The organism is Lentibacillus kimchii (assembly GCF_042666895.1).
Classification (GTDB): Bacteria; Bacillota; Bacilli; order Bacillales; family Amphibacillaceae; genus Lentibacillus; species Lentibacillus kimchii.
Map to the genome: position 1 here is coordinate 33,219 of NZ_JBHTGR010000050.1, position 21,870 is coordinate 55,088.

16 protein-coding genes are annotated in these 21,870 nt (G+C 45.4%); 11 read left to right on the plus strand and 5 right to left on the minus strand.

Annotation, left to right across the window (positions count from 1 at the left end; genetic code table 11):
- The first annotated feature begins 3 nt into the window (after window positions 1–3).
- From ACFQU8_RS10360 to ACFQU8_RS10370, 3 genes are all read left to right on the plus strand, one after another.
- Window positions 4–2,619 (plus strand): N-acetylglucosaminidase, encoded by a 2,616-nt coding sequence (locus ACFQU8_RS10360; RefSeq protein ID WP_382359594.1) that lies wholly within the window; start codon window positions 4–6, stop codon window positions 2,617–2,619.
- 147 nt (window positions 2,620–2,766) lie between these two features.
- Window positions 2,767–5,427, plus strand: a complete 2,661-nt coding sequence (locus tag ACFQU8_RS10365) for a peptidoglycan recognition protein family protein (RefSeq protein ID WP_382359597.1) — start codon at window positions 2,767–2,769, stop codon at window positions 5,425–5,427.
- Window positions 5,428–5,625: 198 nt separating this feature from the next.
- Entirely contained in the window at window positions 5,626–6,447 is an 822-nt protein-coding gene (locus ACFQU8_RS10370; RefSeq protein WP_382359600.1) for an ABC transporter permease, read from the plus strand.
- A gap of 44 nt (window positions 6,448–6,491) precedes the next feature.
- Here ACFQU8_RS10370 and ACFQU8_RS10375 read toward each other — a convergent pair whose 3' ends face one another.
- Entirely contained in the window at window positions 6,492–7,205 is a 714-nt protein-coding gene (locus tag ACFQU8_RS10375) for a glycerophosphodiester phosphodiesterase (protein ID WP_382359603.1), read from the minus strand.
- Window positions 7,206–7,482: 277 nt separating this feature from the next.
- Between ACFQU8_RS10375 and ACFQU8_RS10380 the strand changes: the two genes are divergently transcribed.
- A complete protein-coding gene (locus ACFQU8_RS10380) occupies window positions 7,483–8,538 on the plus strand; it encodes a glycosyltransferase family 4 protein (protein ID WP_382359606.1) in 1,056 nt (351 codons plus the stop codon).
- A 23-nt stretch (window positions 8,539–8,561) separates the two neighbouring features.
- Window positions 8,562–9,287, plus strand: coding sequence for a WecB/TagA/CpsF family glycosyltransferase (locus ACFQU8_RS10385; RefSeq protein ID WP_382359609.1), 726 nt, complete (start codon window positions 8,562–8,564; stop codon window positions 9,285–9,287).
- Window positions 9,288–9,460: 173 nt separating this feature from the next.
- Here the strand turns inward: ACFQU8_RS10385 and ACFQU8_RS10390 are convergent, their stop codons facing one another.
- The gene (locus ACFQU8_RS10390; RefSeq protein ID WP_382359612.1) at window positions 9,461–10,582 is read right to left on the minus strand and encodes an LCP family protein; all 1,122 of its coding nucleotides are present in this window, start codon (window positions 10,580–10,582) and stop codon (window positions 9,461–9,463) included.
- A 286-nt stretch (window positions 10,583–10,868) separates the two neighbouring features.
- Here ACFQU8_RS10390 and ACFQU8_RS10395 point away from each other — a divergent pair, with 286 nt between their 5' ends.
- From ACFQU8_RS10395 to ACFQU8_RS10405, 3 genes are all read left to right on the plus strand, one after another.
- The gene (locus ACFQU8_RS10395) at window positions 10,869–11,012 is read left to right on the plus strand and encodes a hypothetical protein (protein ID WP_382359615.1); all 144 of its coding nucleotides are present in this window, start codon (window positions 10,869–10,871) and stop codon (window positions 11,010–11,012) included.
- Between the two features lie 67 nt (window positions 11,013–11,079).
- Window positions 11,080–11,313, plus strand: a complete 234-nt coding sequence (locus ACFQU8_RS10400; RefSeq protein WP_382359618.1) for a DUF1659 domain-containing protein — start codon at window positions 11,080–11,082, stop codon at window positions 11,311–11,313.
- 54 nt (window positions 11,314–11,367) lie between these two features.
- Window positions 11,368–11,583, plus strand: a complete 216-nt coding sequence (locus ACFQU8_RS10405) for a DUF2922 domain-containing protein (RefSeq protein WP_382359621.1) — start codon at window positions 11,368–11,370, stop codon at window positions 11,581–11,583.
- A 68-nt stretch (window positions 11,584–11,651) separates the two neighbouring features.
- Here ACFQU8_RS10405 and ACFQU8_RS10410 read toward each other — a convergent pair whose 3' ends face one another.
- Window positions 11,652–12,467: a hypothetical protein gene (locus ACFQU8_RS10410; protein WP_382359624.1), complete on the minus strand. Its 816-nt coding sequence runs from the start codon at window positions 12,465–12,467 to the stop codon at window positions 11,652–11,654.
- Between the two features lie 21 nt (window positions 12,468–12,488).
- Window positions 12,489–13,913 carry a TcaA NTF2-like domain-containing protein gene (locus tag ACFQU8_RS10415; protein WP_382359627.1) on the minus strand — a complete coding sequence of 475 codons (1,425 nt, stop codon included), beginning with the start codon at window positions 13,911–13,913 and terminating at the stop codon, window positions 12,489–12,491.
- A 297-nt stretch (window positions 13,914–14,210) separates the two neighbouring features.
- Here ACFQU8_RS10415 and hsdR point away from each other — a divergent pair, with 297 nt between their 5' ends.
- The 3 genes from hsdR to ACFQU8_RS10430 are packed head-to-tail and all read left to right on the plus strand — an operon-like array spanning window position 14,211 to window position 19,704.
- Window positions 14,211–16,580 (plus strand): EcoAI/FtnUII family type I restriction enzme subunit R, encoded by a 2,370-nt coding sequence (hsdR, locus tag ACFQU8_RS10420; RefSeq protein ID WP_382359630.1) that lies wholly within the window; start codon window positions 14,211–14,213, stop codon window positions 16,578–16,580.
- A 35-nt stretch (window positions 16,581–16,615) separates the two neighbouring features.
- A complete protein-coding gene (locus ACFQU8_RS10425) occupies window positions 16,616–18,061 on the plus strand; it encodes a type I restriction-modification system subunit M (protein WP_382359633.1) in 1,446 nt (481 codons plus the stop codon).
- Window positions 18,058–19,704 carry a restriction endonuclease subunit S gene (locus ACFQU8_RS10430; RefSeq protein ID WP_382359636.1) on the plus strand — a complete coding sequence of 549 codons (1,647 nt, stop codon included), beginning with the start codon at window positions 18,058–18,060 and terminating at the stop codon, window positions 19,702–19,704. The genes ACFQU8_RS10425 and ACFQU8_RS10430 overlap by 4 nt, the downstream gene beginning before the upstream one ends.
- Before the next feature lie 351 nt (window positions 19,705–20,055).
- Here ACFQU8_RS10430 and ACFQU8_RS10435 read toward each other — a convergent pair whose 3' ends face one another.
- A complete protein-coding gene (locus ACFQU8_RS10435) occupies window positions 20,056–21,819 on the minus strand; it encodes a hypothetical protein (RefSeq protein ID WP_382359639.1) in 1,764 nt (587 codons plus the stop codon).
- Window positions 21,820–21,870: the final 51 nt, after the last annotated feature.

Consider the following 21,870-nt stretch of genomic DNA (forward strand, 5'->3'; position numbering starts at 1 on the left):
AAAATGAGAAAGTTATCAATCGTGTTAGCTGTATGCCTGCTGTGCAGTACGGTTGCGCCTTCTAGTGTGTTCGCAGCCAACACTGATGCACAGGCTGAATCCGATCAGCCCGAAGCAGCCGCTGCAGCCGAAAACAATCAGCCGGTTTCAAGTGATGAACAGACAGCTGAACAGGATGAATCCGCTGCAGATGCTGATAAATCGGACAAGCAGCCGTCAGCTGACACTGATTCAAACGACCAAGCGGATGATGATCAGGCGAGGGAAGCTGACACCGAAGACAGCCCGTCTTCAAATCAGACATCGTCGTCAGATCACGAAATGACCGACCCGGAAGCAGAGCAGCAAAAGACTGACGAGGGGCAGTCTGCAGATGATGAAGAAGCTCAGCAGCCGGAAACAGATGATGACACAGATGTGACTGCCGAGCAGCCGTCTCCAAAACCATCTGATCCGGAACAGGCGTCAATCAGCGCGCAGTCTGTGACGAATGTGACGACCTCCCCTGCGAGCAAACTCGGTCATCTGCACGCAGGAGCGTCTATCTATGAACAGGCTGGCAAAGCGAGTACAGCCTTCAGTTCGGATGACTACCTCGATGCTGTTTACTACATTAAAGAACAGGCTGAAGCAGGCAATGAGCTTTATTACCTGATCAGTGAGCAGGCCAGCAGCACACGTGGTGTTATTGGCTGGGTCAAGGCAAGTGACATATCGACACATGTCCATAAAGCGAAAGACCGCAAGTCGAAAACGGTCGCGTTCACAGGTTCCGGCAATGCCTATGCAAAAGCCTGGGGCGGTTCGGAAGACCACATTTATGATCTTTCCAATTTCAAAGGCCATGTGTTCCGTGTCCATAAAACCGAGACAGTCGGCCATAACACGTGGTATCGCGGCGACTTCAAAGGTGAACGAATCTGGGTGCATGAGAATTATGTCACCAAGCTGAACGAAAGCCCGACCAGCAAATTGGGGCATCTGCGCAACGGCTCTATGATTTATGGATCTGAAGCCTCGTTCAGCGGAGAAGATTATAAGGATGCTGTTTACTATATTAAAAAACAGGCCAAATCCAAATCCGGTGACAAACGTTACTACCTGATCAGTGAGCAGGCCAGCAGCACGCGTGGCGTTATTGGCTGGGTCAAGGCAAGTGACATGTCGACACATGTCCATGAGGCGAAAGACCGCAAGCCGAAAACGGTCGCGTTCACAGGCTCCGGCAATGCTTATGCGAAAGCCTGGGGCGGTTCGAAAGACCACATTTATGACCTTTCCAATTTCAAAGGTCACGTTTTCCATGTCCATAAAACCGAGACGGTCGGCCATAACACGTGGTATCGCGGCGACTTTAATGGCGAACGCATCTGGGTGCACGAGAATTATGTCACCAAGCTGAATGAAAGCCCGACCAGCCGATTAGGGCATTTGCGCAGCGGTTCTATGATTTATGGATCTGAAGCCTCGTTCAGCGGGGACGATTACGATAATGCGGTTTATTACATTAAACGACAGGCTCAAGCCGGCAGCCGGACTTACTATTTAATCAGTGAGAAGCCGAGCAGCACGCGTGGTGTCATCGGCTGGGTTAAAGCCAGTGACATGTCAACACATGTCCACAAGGCGAAAGACCGTAAACGTAAATCCTTTTTTATCACCAAGCCTGGAAATGCCTATGCGAAAGCTTGGGGCGGCCCGAGAGACAAAGTTTATGATTTGTCTAATTACAAAGGTGACATTTTCCAAGTTCACAAGACCGAAACAGTTGGTCAAAACACGTGGTACCGCGGTGATTTCAAAGGTGAGCGGATCTGGATACATGAAGCCTACGTGGCCCATGAAAATAAGAGCCAGTACGATATGACCCTGAATGATATGGTCGATAAACAAATGGAAAAAACGAATAAAACCGATGAGGGGACATCGTCCGGCTTCGAATCCGCAAGCCATGATGACGTAGCTTACTATATGGATCCGGATAACTTTGAAGGCAATTTCCGGGGCTCCCTGCAATTTGTCGAACTGACTCAAAGTGCCAAAATTGATGTTTCAGAAGTGAATGACAGCATTCTGAAAAATAAAGGTGTGCTGGCCGGCCAAGCGCAGCAGTTTGTGAAGGCTGGCAGTGAGCATGATGTTAATGAAGTCTATTTAATGTCACATGCGATTCTTGAGACGGGGAATGGTGCGTCTGATCTCGCAACGGGCATTGAAGTCGGCTTGGATGAGGATGACGATCCGCAGCTTGTAACATCCGACAACAAGGATGATCTGACAGCCATTAAAACAGTTCACAACTTATTCGGCGTCAAAGCACACGATGACAGCGCGGTAGAATCCGGAGCGAAATATGCTTATAAGCAAGGATGGTTCTCGATTGATAAAGCCATTATGGGCGGTGCTGACTATATCGATCACGGCTACATCGACAGCGGACAGAGCACCCTGTACCAAATGCGCTGGAATCCGGCTTATGCGGACAATCATGACCATCCATCATTCCACCAGTATGCTACGGATATCGGCTGGGCTTATAAACAGACGCGCTACATGAGCAGAATCTATAATCTGCTTGATAATTATCGTCTGATGTACAATGTGCCGCAGTATAAGTAAATGAAATCCAGTTTTATGAAGTGCCTTGATTCAGGGGAGAACAGCCTGGATCAAGGTGCTTTGTTAGTGAGTCTGGCAATCTTTTAGCGGTTGAGAGTTTCCGGGATTAAGAGGACGCTTATAAACATACATATCAGGAGGATCTACATGAAAAAAACAAGCTTGCTGGCTGTGTCTCTGGCACTAATGGCATCATTATGGCCCGTTAATAGTTTTGCCGCTGAAGACACAAATGCAGAAGACATTGACAACGGAACAATCGTGAATGGGGAAGATATTAGTGACTTAACAGATGATGAACTTAAGTACATACCAAAAGCCTGGCGGGATGGCCATTCTGAAGAAGACGCCGACAAGAACGCGCAGGAAGGCGAAAAACCGGAGTCCAAATCGGGAAATGTATCGGCCTTTTCGACCTACCCGGATGTCAATGATTATATTAGAGATATGGATCCTGCTTCGGTGAAATATGAACATAATCTTGATTTTCCGCGCTTCAACTATCGTCATGGCAAGGGTGCTGTTGAGGGCGTTGTAGCACACGAGACGGCTAATGACAATACGACGATTCGCAATGAAATCGACTATATGAGCCGGAATTATAACAGCGCCTTTGTTCATGCATTTGTCAACGATCAACAAACCATTGAAATACACCCGACAGACCGGGCTGCATGGGGTGCCGGGCGCTTTGCCAACGAGCGTTTCGTCCATGTAGAACTGGTGCGCGCCGATACATTTGACGCGTTTGCTAAATCGATCAATAATTATTCCGATTACATTGCTTCTATTCTGTATAAATATAATACAGGCGTCGACAGTGCCGTTAGTGATGGTGAAGGCTCATTATGGTCCCATCGGGCAGTGAGTGATTACCTTGGTGGCACGACTCACACTGACCCGCATGCTTATTTTGACAAATGGGGCTATGACTGGAACGAGTTCGTCGCCCTTGTGGGAACCAAGTTTGAGGAGAAGGTTCGTCACCATAGCAAAAACACCAGCAAACTGGGCCATATTAATGCCAGCAGCGCGCGGATTTATGATGATCCGACAAAGCTGGACACCTATCAGAAGGCAGGCTCCAAGCGGACTGATGAGGTATTCCATATTAAAGCTGAAGCCAAACTAAGCGGCAAACAATATTATTTAATCAGCCGGAAGCCAAGTGCCCAAGACGGGACAGTCGGCTGGGTTCAGGCCAGCGATGTGAAGACGCATGAACACACCAGCGTGGATAAAAAGCAGAAGACATTTAAAGTCTATGGCAGCGGCAATGCGTATGCCGAAATCTGGGGTGGCTCGGATGATCACGTCTACAATTTAAGCAACCATACCGGCGAAACCTTTAACGTGAATCTGACGGAAGCTGTCGGCCATAATACGTGGTATCGCGGCAACCTGGACGGCCAGGAAGTATGGATCCATGAAAGCTATCTTGTTAAGAATGAGAAGACCAGCAAACTCGGCCATCTGCGGCATGATGCCACGATTTATGACACGTTGCGGGCTGATGCTCCGGGTGAAGAAGCCAGTCGATACGAAAATAAAGTGTACTACATTAAAAAGCAGGCTGATGTAAGACGGAACACCTATTATTTAATCAGTGAAAAGCCAAGCAGCACGAAAGGCACGATTGGCTGGATTCAGGCGTCAGATATGCTGACCCATTCCCATACGGGGGTTGATAAGCAGGATAAGACCTTTTATATTGACGGAACCGGCAGTGCTTACACGAAAGCGTGGGGCGACTCTGAGGATCACGTTTATGATTTAGCGAACCGTCAGAATGATGAATTTAACGTGAATCTGACGGAAAAGGTCGGCAGCAATATCTGGTACCGCGGTGATTTGGACGGGAAAACAGTCTGGCTGCATGAAAGCAAAGTCACGACGAAACAAACCAGCCCAACCAGTAAACTGGGTCATCTGCATAGCGGTGCATTGATTTATGAAACGATCGGGGATGAGTCGACAGCCTTCAGTTCAGATGATTATCTGAATGCTGTATACTATATTAAAGAGAAGGCTTCCTTTGGTAATCAGACTTATTACCTGATCAGCACGAAGGCGAGCAGCACGAGAGGCACGATCGGCTGGGTCAAAGCGGACAGCATGTCGACCCATGCCCACAAAGGCGCTGACCGCAAGTCAAAAACGTTTGTGTTTAATGGAGACGGTGATGCCTTCACGAAAGCGTGGGGCGGCTCCAAAGATCATGTGTATGATCTGTCCGATTACAAAGGCGCGGAATTCCATGCTCATAAAACGGAAACCGTCGGCCATAACACGTGGTATCGCGGCGACTTCAAAGGTGAACGAATCTTTGTGCATGAAAGTTTCGTAACCAAAGTTGACACATCACCTATCAGCCGGCTGGGCCATTTAAGATCAGGAGCCACCATTTATAATTCGGTTGGCGACCCGTCGTCAGCCTTCAGTGCTCAAGATTATTTGAATCGCGTCTACTATATTAAAGAACAAGCGTTATTCGCTGGTGATACGTACTATTTGATCAGCACGAAGGCAAGCAGCACGAAAGGTACGATCGGCTGGGTCAAAACAGCTGATATGTCGACCCATAAACATGTCGGTGTCGATAAGAAATCGAAAACATTCACGGTCAAAGGCACCGGCCATGGCTATGATACAGCGTGGGGCGGTGACAAAAACCTGGTGTATGATTTGTCGGACTATGCAGGGGAGACCTTCCATGTCTATCTGACGGAAAAAGTCGGTCACAACACGTGGTATCGCGGCCAGCTCGACGGCCAGACCGTCTGGATGCATGAATCGTTTGTTAAATAGTTAAACCGAACAGTTCTGCTCTTGTTATAAGGGCAGAACTGTTCTCTTAATAAGGAGGTTTCGTGTGCTGCACACGTTTATAAGGCTGTGAGCACATATTGTCAGCGTAATTTCTGATTGTCTTTTGCCTTATTCCCCTGTATAATCTACCATGAATTTATTAACGTATGATGTTCTGTGGCTCGAAAGGAAATGTCTATGAAATCTGCCATTAATGTCATCAAGGAACAGGTGAATTATTTTCATCTTATCCGAAGGCTTTCACTATATGAGATGAAAAGTCAGAACCGGAATAATTACCTGGGGATGGCCTGGGAAGTTCTGAACCCGGCTATCCAAATTTTAATTTACTGGTTCGTGTTTGGTACGCTCCGCACCCGGGATGATGTCGCTGTGGGCGACATGGATATACCCTTTTTCTTCTGGCTGCTGACGGCCTTTTTCCTTTGGTTATTTTTCTATCAGGGTACTGTTCAGGGATCAAAATCAATCTATAGCCGGTTAGGGATCCTGTCCAAAATGAACTTTCCGATGAGTGTGATACCAGCTTTTGTCATCTCGTCCAAGTTCTATATCCATTTGGCCATGATGGGGATTGTGATTATTATATTGCAGTTTAACGGGTATTATATCAATAGTCATTATGTCCAGCTGCTTTATTTTATTGTTGCGGCTTTTGTATTTATTTTTGCGCTGTCGCTGATTACATCCACCTTATCAACCATTATCAGAGACGTGCACATGTTTCTAAACTCAACGCTCCGCATGCTGTTGTATCTTTCTGGTGTTTTATGGCCGATCTCGATTCTGGGTAATATGGAATGGCTGATGAATCTGATGAAATTGAATCCGCTTTTTTATCTTGTTCAGGGTTACCGGCATTCGTTGTTTGGGACAGAATGGTACGCTGTGACCCAGTGGGAGTATACGCTCTATTTCTGGGTGCTGGTGGCGGTGCTGTTTATCATCGGTTCGGCTTTGCATATGAAATTCCGCCGACACTTTATTGATTATTTATAAGCTCTATACAAAAACGCCCTGGCAAAAGCAGGGTGTTTTTGTATTTAGGCCCCGAATATAGCTGGATTATTTGAAAACACCCCATCCACACCAGCGTCAACCAGCTCCTGATAGCGCGCTGGATCATTAACTGTAAACGGATAAACCTCATAACCAAGCTGCCTGCAGGCTTGAACAAACGTTTGATCAACATAGACTTGATTCGGATGCAGACTGCGGATACGGAGGCCACTCGAGACAGCATAGTCCCACGGGCGCAGCAGCCGGTAATAGAAAAGCATGCCCAGGTCGATGGCCGGATTAAGCGTCTGAATCCGTTTCAAGGCAACATGGTCAAACGAGGAAATCATGACATTCCCCCGATTATGCGCCTCCAGCGTCTCCAGCAAACGCCGTTCAATTCCCTCATATAATACAGGAATATTTTTGATCTCAATATTGAGCAGGACCGTTTCCGGACAGATGGCCAGCACTTCGTCAAGCGTGGGCAGACTGACACCGGCGAAATCCTGGCTGAAGGCGGACCCGACATCAATGCGCCGGACGGCTTCAAGGGTATAATCCTTGATCGTCCCCTGAATGGCTGGGTTAAAGCGGGTGAAGTGGTGATCGTGTGAGACGACTAAATGGTTATCCTTTGTCAGCTGCACATCCAGTTCTATCGCTCGCACGCCCCGGTCAAGGGCTTTTTGAAAGGCCGGCAGTGTATTCTCCGGTGCTTCGGTTAAAGAGCCGCGATGGGCAAAATTTAAAGGCATAACAATTCCTCCAATACGTTAATCCGGTGTGCCGTTGGACGATTTCCACGCACAGCACGGAGCTTATTTCAGTATAGGCCATCAGCGGGCACTGAAGCCAATGGATTGTCTGCTGGGTCCGTCAGTCCGAATCTGGTCAGCGCCAATCTGGAAAATTCTCTATGGCTACTTTTATTAAAAGGGTATATAATAGATAGTTGAATAGAATTGTGTGAGCAACGATTAAGCGAACGTTTAGCATATAAATGTCTGTTTCAGGTAAAAAGAGGTGCGCCAAGTGATCAGAATTGTGCTATTAGCTTCGGTAACTATACTTGTATCGTTAATTATAACACCTTTTTTAGTGACATTCGCCAAACGGCTGAATGCAACCGATAAACCGAACGAGCGGAAAGTCCACTCGAATCCAATACCGACTTTGGGCGGAATAGCCATTTTCGTCAGTTTTCTGATTGGTCTTTTGCTGCTGCAGCCGGTAGGGGACTATCATACGGCGATTTTGACCGGCGCATTTGTGATCATTGCGCTTGGCTTTTTTGATGACGTCTTCGAATTGCCGCCGAAAGTTAAATTGGCTGTCCAGCTTGCGGTTGCATCTTTTGTCGTGTTTTGGGGCGGGCTGCAGATGGAATTTATTAATCTGCCATTTGGCGGTGAGATTGAATTTGGCTTTTTCAGTTCCATCGTGACCGTCTTATGGATTGTCGGGATTACCAATGCGATTAATCTGATTGACGGTCTGGACGGTCTGGCTGCCGGTGTCTCGGCTATTGCCCTTTTAACACTGGGCGTGATGGCGGTGATTATGGGACATGTCTACGTCGCAGCGATAGCCTTTATTCTCTTTTTCAGCACCGCGGGCTTTTTACCCTACAACTTTTACCCGGCCAAAATTTTTATGGGTGACACCGGTGCCTTGTTTTTAGGCTATATGATTGCCGTACTCGCTTTGCTTGGCTTTAAAAATGTCACTGTTATTTCGTTTATCATTCCGATTTTTATTGTCGGCGTTCCGATTTCGGACACGCTCATTGCGATCGTACGGCGGTTTATCAACCGGCAGCCAATTGGCAGTCCGGACAGTGCCCATCTGCATCATCGGCTGATCCGAGCGGGGTTCACCCACAGGCAAACCGTGCTGTTCATCTATGCGCTTAATGCGCTGTTTTGCACCTCTGCGATTTTCTTTTCGATGACCACCGTATGGGGGTCGATCTTAATTTTTTCGGTGACGTTACTCACAATGCAAGTCCTAATTGAAAATCTGGAACTGATTAACAGTGATTACAAACCGCTTACTAATTTTTTGAAAGGGCTGCGGCAGCGCCCCTAGATCATATGGAAAGGTGTCAGGCCATGCATGATAGTGTTACGATCATGGATATAACGTTTCGAAACACAACCCAGCAAGCATTCGTGAATGACTATGTTGAGCCGCGCCTGCTGGCGGAGCAGCCTTACTATATAGTCACAGCCAATCCGGAAATAGTGATGAAGACGCGCTCGGATTCCCGCTATAAGCAGAGTGTCCAGCAGGCGGATGTGATTGTGCCGGATGGTGCGGGCATCCTGCTGGCGGCCAAAATCATGAAGCAGCCACTAGAGGAGCGGGTGGCAGGTTTTGATGTGATGCTGGACTTGCTTGCCTTTGCGGACCAGCATGGCTTAAGTTGCTATTTTTTGGGAGCGGAAGAAGCGGTCAATGAACGAGCTGTCGCCGAAGTGAAACGGCGTTTTCCAAATGTCGCCATTGCCGGCCGGCAGCACGGCTTTTTCCAGCTTGATGATCCAGAAGTCGCCGAGAACGCCGCTGCGGCTCAGGCTGATCTCATCTTTGTTGCGCTGGGTCTGCCGCGGCAGGAGTTATGGATCGCAGAACACAGGGATAAATTCACTAAGGGTGTCTTCATGGGTGTCGGCGGCAGTTTTGACGTGCTGGCCGGTACAGCCAAACGTGCCCCTGATATATGGATTAAGCTGAATTTGGAATGGCTGTACCGCTTGCTGAAGCAGCCGCTTCGTTTTAAACGAATCTTAAAAGTGTTTGAATTTCTGCTGCGGGTTGTCTTTCGAAAAACGTGAAGTGGCCCGACTGTGACATGCTTATCACAATACTAAAAGCTAGTGCGCCAATGCACTGGCTTTTTTTGTGTGGCTGGCGCGTTGAGGGAGATTTAAAAGGAAAAAGGCGCCTGCACCGTTTTAGAAGGAGACAGGCATCTAAAAAACCAGCCCGGTTAAGGCTGGTTTAGTATCTAATAGGCAGAGCCGGATGAATTGGCTGCGCCCCCAGAGGCAGGCGACTGTTCCCCACCATTCGAGTTCCCGGTGGAATTGGGTGCCTGTTCGCCATTGCTGGAGGAAGATGTTGAGCTGTTGTTACCTGGTGATGACATGTCTGTTTCCAGTTCAAGATGCTGTTTCAGCATACGTTTGGTTTTCTCAAGTTCGGTCTGATCAACTTTCCAGTAATACGCATCCCCTGGCCAATAATCGCTGCCCTGCAATGTATACGTGTCAAAGTCAAGGTCCTTGCCGGCCATGCCATAAGAAATAAAGCTTTTCATTTCACCGAATTTCATGTTTGTTGTCATATTGCTGCCGACTGCGTCAATAATATTGTCGATCTTCAGTATGGATTTGATCGATACGGATTTATCAACAACAGCCTTAATAACTTCCTGCTGACGCTTGCCGCGTTCAATATCATTATCTTTTTTACGTGTCCGGGCGAAGGCAAGAGCCTCTTCCCCGTTCAGCTTCTGTTCACCGGGATAGAGATGGACAGCGTTCGCATTACCCTCAGAGTCCTGTTCCTTGAATTCATAAGGCACATCAACGGTTATACCATTAACAGCATTAACGACGTCAATAAAGGCTTTGAAATTGAGTTTGACATAATAATCAACCGGAATGTCCAAAAGATTCTCGACCGTATCTCGCGTAGCTTCCATACCGCCAATAGCGTGGGCGCTGTTGATTTTTCTTTTCTGGCCGGCCTCCGGTATATAGACAAGCGAATCGCGCGGAATACTCAGCATCTTAACACTCTGTTTATCTTTATTCAGTGTCGCCAGCATCAGCGTATCCGTTAGTGGGTTGCTATTGTGGTAGCGGAGGTCGTTATTGTCGACACCTGCGATCAGAATCGAGACATTATCTTCGGTCGGATCCACGGCCTGTTCACGCAGATCAGATTTTTCCTTGCCGTCATCTACATGTGATTCGGAAAAGGTCGAGTCAGCTTTAACATATATATAGGTTGCGTAAACAGCAACTGCAAGTAATAGGATGACTGGGATTAATATAAAAATGACTCGTTTTCGAAGTTTTCGTTTTCGCCGTTTATACAGTCCTCTACGCGTTTCGTCAGACATAAAAAATTCCTCTCTGGATTTATCGAAAGCACTGGCACAAGCGAAGGCGATCAGGAGATACAAAAAGAGATCAAGCCTTATCTCATGCAAAATCATTTGAGAGTGCATGGAAATGATCGGGCAGTGCCTTCAACGTTTGTCTTCACTACGATCATTAGATCAATTATTTTTATGGTTCGCGTTTTTACAATCTCATAATATAGTTATAACCTTATAAACTATCATCAATCATATTTTACTATGAAATGCTTTAGAAGTAAATGTGTATTTGATTACAATTGTGTAAATGTGGGATAACATGTCGATTATTGTCTTCATACGCCGATTCGGTATGAGTCTGAAATCGCCGTGGGATGATCTTCTCTTAAAAGGTGAGTATATGCACCAGAATCTGATTTATGCACCATGCACGTATAAGCTGCATGCCTAAATGATTGCAGCGTCATGCCCCTGTTTGGCTGCCCTTACCGATTGTAAGGGTGAAAGGAGGTGAGGATATGGCCAAGCAACAGCTTGTTGATTCCCGCATGCGCCTTGTTTTGGATGATGGCGTTGATGAGGAAACCGGGAAGCAGCATTACAAAACGAAAGGCTTCAATAATGTGAAGACCGGCGCTACAGCTGATCAGCTGTATACGATCGCCACTGCTGTAACACCATTGCAGGAGCGTTCACTGCTGGATGTGGAACGCACGGACAGTTCTGAAATCATGGAGAACGAAGGGGTCTAAGCACCTGCTGTCACGTGGCAAACAGCATTAACGTAACGAGAGGGAGGTGACATAATGAAAAAGCTGGAATTGAAATTTTATAACGAAGATGACCGAACTGTAACCTATTCCTTGGAAAAACCGGTCGAACCGGCTGATCCGCAAGCCATTAAGGCTGCCATGGAGGAAATCATCGCACAGAATGCTTTCACATCATCGGGTGGTGATGTCGTTGCTATCAAACAAGCACGGATCGTTGAGCGTAACGTTGAAGACATCAAGCTGGATTAAATGCATAAGCTATGACAAGAGGGGCGCTGATCATTCAGCAGCCCCTTTATTATGATGTCGATGTCACGTTAAAAGCCCATTGGCGTATTCAGCATACTGGTGATTTGGCTGATCATTTCCGAGAAAAATAGTTGCGAGATGACATACATGAACAGCAGCATAATTAAGACAGCTGCGAGACTGAGATAGACTTTGGGACCTGTGCGGCTGACTGAATTGGTTTTGTCGTACACCATCAGCGCTGGAATCACATACAGCAATAAGCCGTTCGAGGCTGCCAATAGCAACAGAGTAAAAACAAACGAGCCGGCCAGAGCGGTCAAAATTGCGACTGCGTTAACTGTGGCAAAAGGAACGGTCATGCTTCCGAATTGTGTAAAAATCGTTTTGGCAGAATCCGGTGTTCTGCCAGCTTTGGCCATGATGAGCGTGCTGACAAAAGCCAGGGCTATTATAATTAGAGATACGGTGAGCACGGACAGCATCGTGGAAAAGAAAGGAAGATTCGTTCCCATCATTGTTCCCATCACTGAATTGATCATAGAGTCCATTAGGAAGTAAATGCTCAGCGATGATGCCAGGGCGGTTATAACAAGGGTGATCAGTGCCTGAAGCCATTCGTTTTCATGCGTTTGTAAAGCAAACGACGGGTTTTTCAGCAGGTTCAGAAAATAATGCCCGTAATGGCTCAGTCCATCTTTAATTTTTTCCCCGGTATTATCGGCTGGCTGCTCGTTCATAACCGGCTCTGCCGCAGCGGCTGTCTGTTCATGATTATCCTGATTGGCTGTATTTGTACCGGCCTCAGCTTCCAGAGTACTTCCGCATACACCACAAAAGTTTCCCGATGTCTGCTGGTGCTGGCAATTTGGACAAATTAACATAACGCAATAGACCTCCTAAGATTAATTTTCGTCACGATTGGTTTCATCGTAATCGATTGAACTGATTTCATATGCATCGTTAGTCGTTGTTACGGTATATGTTTTAATACGGTCGTAATCGGTTGTTTTACCGCGGTGATTGGTAAAGATAAATTGTTCGCGTGACGTAACTTCCAGTGTCTCTTCATCAATCGTCTCAACGTCTTGCACGCTATTTGCTGTGAAGTTGTAATTGTATCCCTTATCTTCCAGGTCTCCGATGTATTCCTTGAGTTCAGATTCGGCTTCACTGCCGCTTTGAATATACGACGCAATCTGGCTGTAATCCTTGCTGTTCAGCGCTTTTTCATAGTCCGATCGGAAGTCGAGGATAGTGTTTCGTGCATGCTTGTTCGTGTCTTCGTTCTCAGCAAAGGAAAAAGGAATGACGCCAAACATCTTGTTGTCATCAGGTGTGACGGTATTGGACTTGATAACGTCTCCATCAGGCGTCGTCCATTCCGCATGCATCTTGATATCACTGTCGTCTGGGATGGGTCCGAGTTCGTCTAGCTCACCCAGTTTCTGGCCGGTTTCCTCACCATTAATGAATAAAATCGCATCTTTGTGATTAGTTCTGAAGTCATAGGTGTCGCCAGTGAAATCCAGGTTTAACTCATAAGCCTGCTGTGACTCAATCTCCAGCGAATGGTCGATGGCGAAATCACCATATGCATTGCTGGCTTTTGCATTGAGGTCATAAGTTCCCGGGTAAGCCTTAAATCGTCCCGGATCATCCGGGCTGCCTGTTGTGGTTTCCTCATCAATCGTCATCTCCGTATCTTCCAGAGGCGTTGTCATGGTCAGCTCAGTCGGCTGTGCCTTGAGCGAATAAGTCGTGTACAGGCCCAATAAATGATCGTCCGGCTGGACCGTGAACAGAGTGCTGCCGTTACGATCGGTAATATCGCGCGTCAGGTCATTCCCTTCTTCAATGAGCTGCCGATACTGCTTTTTTGCTGAATCCCATTCGTTGGTCTGAATGTATGCCAAATAAGCCTGCTTATCCAGTAAACGATCATCAGTAAAGTCTATGTAACTGGTGAATGTCGCAGCATCATCCTCGGCTGCCGCCTGATCCATTGCCTGCAGATCGTCCATCGGGTCAAAATATGCCTGCAATCCCATGTGCGTTCCAAAAAGAACCACCACGACGGCTGCGGCGGAAATCAAGAGAATTTTTGTACGCTTTTTCATGGGCTTGTTTGGTGGCTTGTTTATGGTTGATTTAGATGCTGAACGGGATGGCTGCTGGGGCGGTGGCCTGTGCTCTGTCTGATCGTGGAGCGGCTGATCAGAGGCCTGCCCAGAGGTGCTGCTGTCAGCCGATTCCTGCTTCGCACCGCAATTTGTGCAGAACTGATGCTGATCTCCTAATGGATGACCGCATTCTGTACAGAAATTCATCTGTGAGCTCCTTTCGCAAAAATGATATGACTTCAAAAAATAGGCTTAATCCTCTATAATTTCATATTATAGCAGATTATGGAAGATTTAAAGAGAGTTCTAGAGAAAAATCCGTATTAATGTAGTATATGACTATATGATAAAATTTAGTCTATGACGACACTTGTTTAAAAACGGATAAGAGAAAATCAAAATTCATAAGTGAACATTCATCGTGTTGACTGATATAAACTGCTATTCGGCAGATGAAATCAATACGTTTTATTGACTTTCGGCTGGGCTGAAGGAGAGGATCAAATGGATATATCACTATCGGAACGTGATATTTGTACGAAATACATAACACCGGCTGTTGAGCAAGCAGGGTGGAATCGGCATAGACAGATGCGCGAAGAAGTCAGTTTCACTGATGGCAGGATCATTCCCAAGGGAAAATCATACACACGGAAAAAAGGCAAGCGTGCTGATTATATTCTCTATTACAAGCCGAATATTCCGTTAGCCCTTATTGAAGCAAAAGATGCTGCACATTCTGTTGGATCAGGCATGCAGCAGGCATTGGACTATGCGGAAATTCTTGATATTCCCTTCGTTTATAGTTCGAATGGCAGAGGTTTTTTGGAACACGATCGTACAGGAACGGGCGAGCTGGTAACGCGCGAACTCACGCTTGATCAGTTTCCCTCGCCTGAAACATTATGGCAGCGCTATCGAACTGGTCAGGGATTTACGGATGAGGAAGAACAAATCGTGACACAAGGCTATCTTACCGGACCGGATAAAAAGCCGCCCCGTTATTATCAGCGTATCGCAATAAATCGTACTGTTGAGGCTGTTGCAAAAGGGCAAGACCGTATTTTGCTGGTTTCGGCAACAGGAACGGGCAAAACCATGATTGCGTTCCACATTATTCACCGATTATGGAAATCAGGTGCAAAAAAGCGTATTTTGTTTTTAGCGGACCGCAATATTCTGGTTGACCAGGCAAAGAATAATGATTTCAGAGATTTTGGGGACAAAATGACAAAGATCCAAAACCACGAAGTTAATAAGTCCTATGAGATTTACCTGGCTCTGTACCAAGGTGTATCCGGTGCCGAAGACTGGAAAAACATTTATAAGGAATTTTCGCCGACGTTTTTTGATTTGATTGTGATTGACGAATGCCACCGGGGATCTGCTCGTGATGATTCAGCATGGCGGGAGATTCTGAATTATTTTGATCAAGCAACCCATATTGGAATGACCGCAACACCAAAAGAGACGGAAGATGTCTCCAATATGGATTACTTTGGCAAGCCTATTTATACGTATAGTTTGAAACAAGGGATCGATGACGGTTTTTTGGCTCCTTATCGTGTCGTGCGCTATCTATTTGATCGGGATGTGGAAGGATGGCGGCCTCATAAAGGCGAAAAAGACAGGAACGGCGAAGTGATTGAGGACCGGATGTACAACCGAAAAGATTTTGATAAAGGCTTAGTGCTGACTGAAAGGACTAAACAGGTTGCTAAACAAGTCTCAGATTATATGAAACATACTGATCGTTATCAGAAGGCCATTATCTTTTGTGTGAATATTGATCATGCTGAACGGATGCAGCAGGCTCTGATGAATGAAAATCAGGATCTGGTTAACGAGAATTCAAAATATGTGATGTGCATTACAGGTGACAAAGACGAAGGCAAAATGGAGCTTGATAATTTCATACACCCAGAAGAGACTTATCCGGTTATCGCGACAACATCGAAACTGATGACAACCGGTGTGGATGCCCAAACCTGTAAATTGATTGTACTGGATTCGAACATCAATAGCATAACGGAATTTAAGCAAATTATAGGGCGTGGCACACGTATCAACGAAGAATATGGCAAGCATTCGTTTACTATTATGGACTTTCGCGGGGTAACCGATTTGTTTGCGGATCCGGATTTCGATGGAGAACCTGTGCAGGTTTATCAGCCAAATGATGGGGAGTCGCCCGTTCCGCCTGATGACACTGATATACCTTCTGAACAAATAGGTGAAAGCCTGGGAGATTATGATATACCTGATGACACTCCCCCTGATATAAGTATTAATGGCAACGATGACTACGACGTGAAAACCTATTACGTTGATAATGTACAAGTGAACGTTCTTTCCGAAAAAGTCCAGTATTACAATGAAGAAGGAAAACTGGTAACTGAATCACTGAAAGATTATACTAAAAATACTGTTCAGGACAACTATCGTACAATGGATGAATTTCTTAACCAATGGCAGGCATCCGAACAAAAAGAAGCGATTATCGAAGAGCTTCTGGATCAGGGTGTGCTGCTGGATGAACTGGAGCGGACTGTTGGACGTGACTATGATCCCTTTGATCTGATTATGCATGTGGCTTTCGACCAGAAACCTTTAACCCGTCAAGAAAGGGTCCGAAACGTCAAAAAACAGGATTATTTTACTCAGTATGGAGAACAGGCCAGAGCTGTTTTGGAAAAGCTTCTGGATAAATATGCTGATGAAGGTATAGAAAATATCGAAAGTATGGATGTGCTAAAGTTAGATGATTTCAGCGAGCATGGTTCTGTCATGGAGATTATTAAACAATTCGGCGGTAAATCACAGTACCAGGTAGCTGTGCAGGAATTGGAACAGGCTATCTATGCCGAAGTATAATAAATTAAGATCAATAGAGCAGGAGATGGAGCAACATGAGCATAACGACTTTAATTAAAAATGTTCAGGATATTATGAGGCAGGATACGGGTGTCGATGGTGACGCTCAGCGGATTGCGCAGTTGGTATGGATGATTTTCTTGAAAATTTTCGATGATAAAGAAGAGGAACTGGAGGTTATGGAAGACGATTATCAATCGCCCATTCCTGAAAACCTGCGCTGGCGGAATTGGGCAGCGGACGATGAAGGCATGACAGGAGACAAGCTGCTTCATTTTATCAATGACGAACTTTTCCCCGGGTTGAAAGAACTTGAAGCCACTGACTTTTATTCTCGCGCCAATATGGTACAAGCCGTGTTTGCGGACAATTTTAATTATATGAAATCAGGTACGCTTATCCGGCAAGTAATTAACAAAATAAATGAAATTGATTTTAACAGCTCCGAAGATCGTCATCTGTTTAATGACTTCTATGAATCATTTTTGAAAGACCTGCAATCTGCTGGTAATAGTGGTGAATATTACACTCCTAGAGCGGTGACGCAATTTGCTGTTGATATGATTGATCCGCAGCTGGGCGAGGAGATCCTGGATCCGGCATGTGGCACGGGCGGCTTTTTAACCAGTGCTATTGAGCGGCTGCGCAAACAAGCGACAAGCGTTGAAGAAAATCAAGAGCTTCAGGAAAAAATCCTGGGCGTGGAGAAAAAGCCATTGCCTCATACGCTGGCAATGACCAACCTGATTTTGCATCGTATTGAGATTCCCCGGATCCGGCATGATAACTCCCTGGCACAGCCCCTTCGCAACTATACGAATAAGGACCGGGTTGATGTCATTGTGACGAATCCGCCATTCGGGGGCACGGAGGAAGACGGGATTGAAACCAACTTTCCCTCCGGTTTTCAGACGAAGGAAACGGCAGATCTTTTCATGGTGCTGATTATGGAATTGCTGAAAAACAATGGACGAGGTGCCATTGTCCTGCCAGACGGTTTTCTATTCGGAGATGAGGGCATCAAAGCACGCATTAAGGAAAAGTTGCTGAATGAGTTCAACCTGCATACGATTGTTCGACTGCCGCATAATGTTTTTTCACCGTATACAGGCATTCGTACTAACATATTATTCTTTCAAAAAGGTCAGCCAACGGAAGAGATTTGGTATTATGAACATCCTTATCCAGAAGGTCAGAAAAGCTACAGTAAGACGAAACCGATCCGTATTGAAGAATTTGAGCCTGAAAAGGCCTGGTGGCATAATCGTGAAGAAAATCGGTATGCCTGGAAAGTTTCAGCCGAGGAAATCAAAAAGCGTAATTACAATCTAGATATTAAAAATCCCTATGTAGCCGAAGAAGACCAGCTTGATCCTGAAGAAGCTTTGAAACAATATGAAGAAGCAGCAGCTAATGCTGAACAAACGAAGAAAAAACTAGCAGACGAACTGTCCGCGATTTTGAATGAGGTGTCTGAATGAACGTATTACAGCACTTTCAGGATATTGTAAAAACAGAAGATGATGTGAAGAAATTAAAAGATTTCATTTTACAGAAGGCTATGCGAGGAGAATTGGTCGAGCAGGATCCCAATGATGAACCAGCTTCCGTATTGCTTGAGAAAATCGAAGAAGAGAAAGAGCGATTAGTGAAAGAGAAAAAAATCCGGAAACCGAAAAAACTGCCGGAGATTACGGATTACGAGAAACCTTATGAGCTGCCTGAAGGATGGGAATGGGTGAGACTAGGACAGTTAATTTCTGTTTCTTCAGGTACAAATTTAACTAAAAAAGAAATGGATCATGGTGGAAACATCCCTGTATATGGTGGAAATGGTATTAATGGCTATCATAGCAATTACAATTGTAATTATTCAACATTAGCTATTGGCAGAGTTGGATATTACTGTGGAAGTGTACATATCTTACCGCAAAAATCATGGGTCACTGATAATGCATTTATTGTTAGCTTTTCAAAAGACAATATTGATATTCATTGGCTGTATAATATACTTAAAACAGTCAATTTGAAAATAAATGCTAGTGCAACTGCTCAACCAGTTATATCCGGAAGAAAAATATACCCTATACTTATTCCATTTCCCCCAATTGAAGAACAAAAAAGAATTGTAATTCAAATTGATAAGCTATTTAGTATATGTGATCAGTTAGAAGAACAAATTCAAAAAAAGAATACTTCTAATTCAAGTTTGAATAAGGGTGTGTTCAACAGGATTCAGGATGCCAATAATCCGTCTCAATACGAGGATTTGAATTTTGCTGTTGAGCATATGGATAGTCTTTGCGAAACAGAAGATGATGTTCAATTGTTGAAGCAAAGTCTGTTGAATCTGACTGTTCAAGGAAAATTAGTAAAACAGGATCCGAATGATGAACCAGCTTCAGTGCTGCTTAAGCAAATTGAAGAAGAGAAAGAGCAGTTAGTGAAGGAAAAGAAAATCCGGAAACCGAAAAAGCTGCCAGATATTAAGGAAGACGAGAAACCTTATGAGCTGCCTGAAGGATGGGAATGGGTGAGATTAAATGCTGTTGCACATTTTATTAATGGAGACAGAGGTAAAAACTATCCTTCCAAAGACAAACTAGTTTCATCAGGAATACCATTTATTAATGCAGGTAGTTTATACAAGGGAAGTATTGATAAATCAAGATTAAGTTTTATAACTGAAGAAAGATTTGAATTATTAGGAAGCGGAAAGGTAAACAACGGTGATTTATTATATTGTTTGAGAGGTACTCTTGGAAAAACAAGCATAGTAAATGACCTTGAGAAAGGAGCTATAGCTTCCTCGCTAGTTATTATAAGACCATATGTGGGTTTATACAGCAGTTATTTGTATTATTATTTAATAAGTAATCTTGGAAAGAATATGATATCTTTTCACGATAATGGGTCTGCTCAACCCAATTTATCTGCTAATGATGTGAAAAAATATAAATTCCCTTTACCTCCTGTAAGTGAACAAAAAAGAATTGTCAATCAAATTGATAAGTTATTTAGCATATGCGACCAATTAATCGAACAAATTCAATCAAGGAACGCTATACACGCAAACTTTGATATAGCTGCGTTTCATGAAGTCAGCGCTAAGGATAATGCCTGATAAAGGGTGTCGACATACAGAAGGATATACATCCAGTTGGAGGAATTCGTTTGTCAGGAAGTTTAATACGGCTATTTCTAATTGATTACAGGAGACGTACTGAAAGAACATAGCAGCAAAAATCTCTATGAATTTACGGATGATTATATATTTAATAGTCCGAGTTATGCGGCCAGCTATAGCTGGAGGGGCAGAAAATGGGAGAAGACGATGGAAGCATAACGGCAAAAACCTTAATGATATGGAACAGGAAGAATTGAACTAAAAAAACGTCAGACATGAGATTGAAGAGGTCCCGTGGCTGGATGTTCTGAACGTCTTTCAGCCACGGGACCAGCTTATGTGCAAGGTTTAGCTGTTCTCATCCGGCTCATCGTCTGCTGTTTGCTGTTTAGCCCCTTTGGCCAGTTCCGCCTGGGTAGGCTTTTGCCTGTCGTTAAGGCCCGGTGCAGCTTTATTAGCACTGTAGAGAGCCTGCATCGCTTCGCCGTCTTTTTCCGAGGAGGAAACGGCGATCAATTCTTTTTCTTCCAGGTAATCATTAACGTGGCTGACCAGCTGATTCAGCAGTTCATCCGATTTATGCATGCCCAGGATGTAGCGGGGGCCATCGAGCGCATGCCTTCCTGAACGCGCCTGGGTGCTCGTGACGAGTTCTGATGCTAAAAACCACGTGCTGAAGGATGATCTGATAACGGTATTTTCACTTTGGGTTGAGTCGTTTACCGACATGCCGACGGACAGCTTCGACTCCGAATACGTGCCTTCTCCCTGAAACTGGACAAGATAGCTTTTAAACTGCATTTCGCCCCAATAGACATGAGCCATGGTCAGCAGGGCAAGCCCGGTTGCGAAACAGATGCCTGGGAAGAAGATTCCTGTAAACAGGCTGCTGATAGGAAAAGATCCGCCTCGGCTCTGATTCAGAATAAACAGCAGAAAAGCAGCGATAATCAGCAAAATATGGCCGCCGACAGCCACACCGAAGCGAATTTTTTTCAAAGGTTCCGGGTAGCTGATGTCCTGGTAGACAGGCTGCGTTTCCTGAATCGTGTCCCCGTCAAAACTGCCTTTATCCATGTTGCCTTCCATATGCAGATTCGGATTCAGCTCGCGGTAAACGCGGTTAGGCATTTCTTTGTACCGTAAATCCGTCATTTTCAGATCGAGCGCCCGGAAGAAATCTTTCGGATGAACATTTTCCTGCCAGTGATCAATCGACTCCGACACTTCTGTTAAGGGCTTTGTCAGCTCTGAGCGTAACTTGGCAAGCGTCATGCCGGCTGTTGCGACAAGCAGAATGAGCGCGTAACTGACGACAAGCGCAAAAGCGGGATTGAACGGCGCTTCCGGGATGGTGATGCCCTGTCTTAACAGGAGTTCCGCTGCAGCCGGGATAAGAATCGTCAGCACAACTACCCAGATAAGCTGTGATCTCTGGCCATCATATAAGATATTTGCATTAATTTTCTTAGCCGATATTGGTGTGACGACCCATAAGACAAACAGGAACACCGCAAGCAGGATCCCCAGCCATTTCGACATAGATGACGTTGTGAGAAGCGTCAGGCCAAGTGAACCGGAAAGAAGGGCTAATAAGTAGACGCCCAGTGTGATCAGCGAATAGGCTGTATTGCGAACCAGGATATGCAAATAATTCCGCATGGCAATCGGGAGAAAGATGAAATTGGGAAAAATATTGTGCAGTACACGATCAAACAGCGTCACAGGTTCGCGGAATGTCAGATTCTTGCGCCCTTTGATCATCTGCGCGATTTCCTGGGCATTGTAATAAACGCTCGCTTTGGTCGTTGCCTCCGCACCTTCTGTCCTGTTTTCCGCCAGGCTCGCGGGCACATCCCGTCCGACATAGAACCGGGACATTTTAAAGATCCCTTTTGTGACGAAGTGAACTCCGCCCGCCAGTAAAATCAGGGTCACTGCAAGCCCGAACCAGCCTGTGGCCAGCCCATTATCTTCAATCTGTCCCTTTAGGGTCAGCAGGGAAATCACTCCGATGATGGCAATGATAACGCCGCTGATTAAGTAGAGAAGCCCCTCCTGTCTAAACGGATTTCTGATCTCTGGTGCATCCGATCCATATTGAAATGACACACGATCCTCTCCTTGTAGCCAGTATGCCAGACGGCAGCAGGCATCTGATCC

Excerpts from the sequence above, each read along its gene's own strand:
- ACFQU8_RS10360 (WP_382359594.1), top strand. The coding sequence starts at position 4 with ATGAGAAAGTTATCAATCGTGTTAGCTGTATGCCTGCTGTGCAGTACG.
- ACFQU8_RS10365 (WP_382359597.1), top strand. The coding sequence starts at position 2,767 with ATGAAAAAAACAAGCTTGCTGGCTGTGTCTCTGGCACTAATGGCATCA.
- ACFQU8_RS10370 (WP_382359600.1), top strand. The coding sequence starts at position 5,626 with ATGAAATCTGCCATTAATGTCATCAAGGAACAGGTGAATTATTTTCAT.
- ACFQU8_RS10375 (WP_382359603.1), bottom strand. The coding sequence starts at position 7,205 with ATGCCTTTAAATTTTGCCCATCGCGGCTCTTTAACCGAAGCACCGGAG.
- ACFQU8_RS10385 (WP_382359609.1), top strand. The coding sequence starts at position 8,562 with ATGCATGATAGTGTTACGATCATGGATATAACGTTTCGAAACACAACC.
- ACFQU8_RS10390 (WP_382359612.1), bottom strand. The coding sequence starts at position 10,582 with ATGTCTGACGAAACGCGTAGAGGACTGTATAAACGGCGAAAACGAAAA.
- ACFQU8_RS10395 (WP_382359615.1), top strand. The coding sequence starts at position 10,869 with ATGTGGGATAACATGTCGATTATTGTCTTCATACGCCGATTCGGTATG.
- ACFQU8_RS10400 (WP_382359618.1), top strand. The coding sequence starts at position 11,080 with ATGGCCAAGCAACAGCTTGTTGATTCCCGCATGCGCCTTGTTTTGGAT.
- ACFQU8_RS10405 (WP_382359621.1), top strand. The coding sequence starts at position 11,368 with ATGAAAAAGCTGGAATTGAAATTTTATAACGAAGATGACCGAACTGTA.
- ACFQU8_RS10410 (WP_382359624.1), bottom strand. The coding sequence starts at position 12,467 with ATGTTAATTTGTCCAAATTGCCAGCACCAGCAGACATCGGGAAACTTT.
- ACFQU8_RS10415 (WP_382359627.1), bottom strand. The coding sequence starts at position 13,913 with ATGAATTTCTGTACAGAATGCGGTCATCCATTAGGAGATCAGCATCAG.
- hsdR (WP_382359630.1), top strand. The coding sequence starts at position 14,211 with ATGGATATATCACTATCGGAACGTGATATTTGTACGAAATACATAACA.
- ACFQU8_RS10425 (WP_382359633.1), top strand. The coding sequence starts at position 16,616 with ATGAGCATAACGACTTTAATTAAAAATGTTCAGGATATTATGAGGCAG.
- ACFQU8_RS10430 (WP_382359636.1), top strand. The coding sequence starts at position 18,058 with ATGAACGTATTACAGCACTTTCAGGATATTGTAAAAACAGAAGATGAT.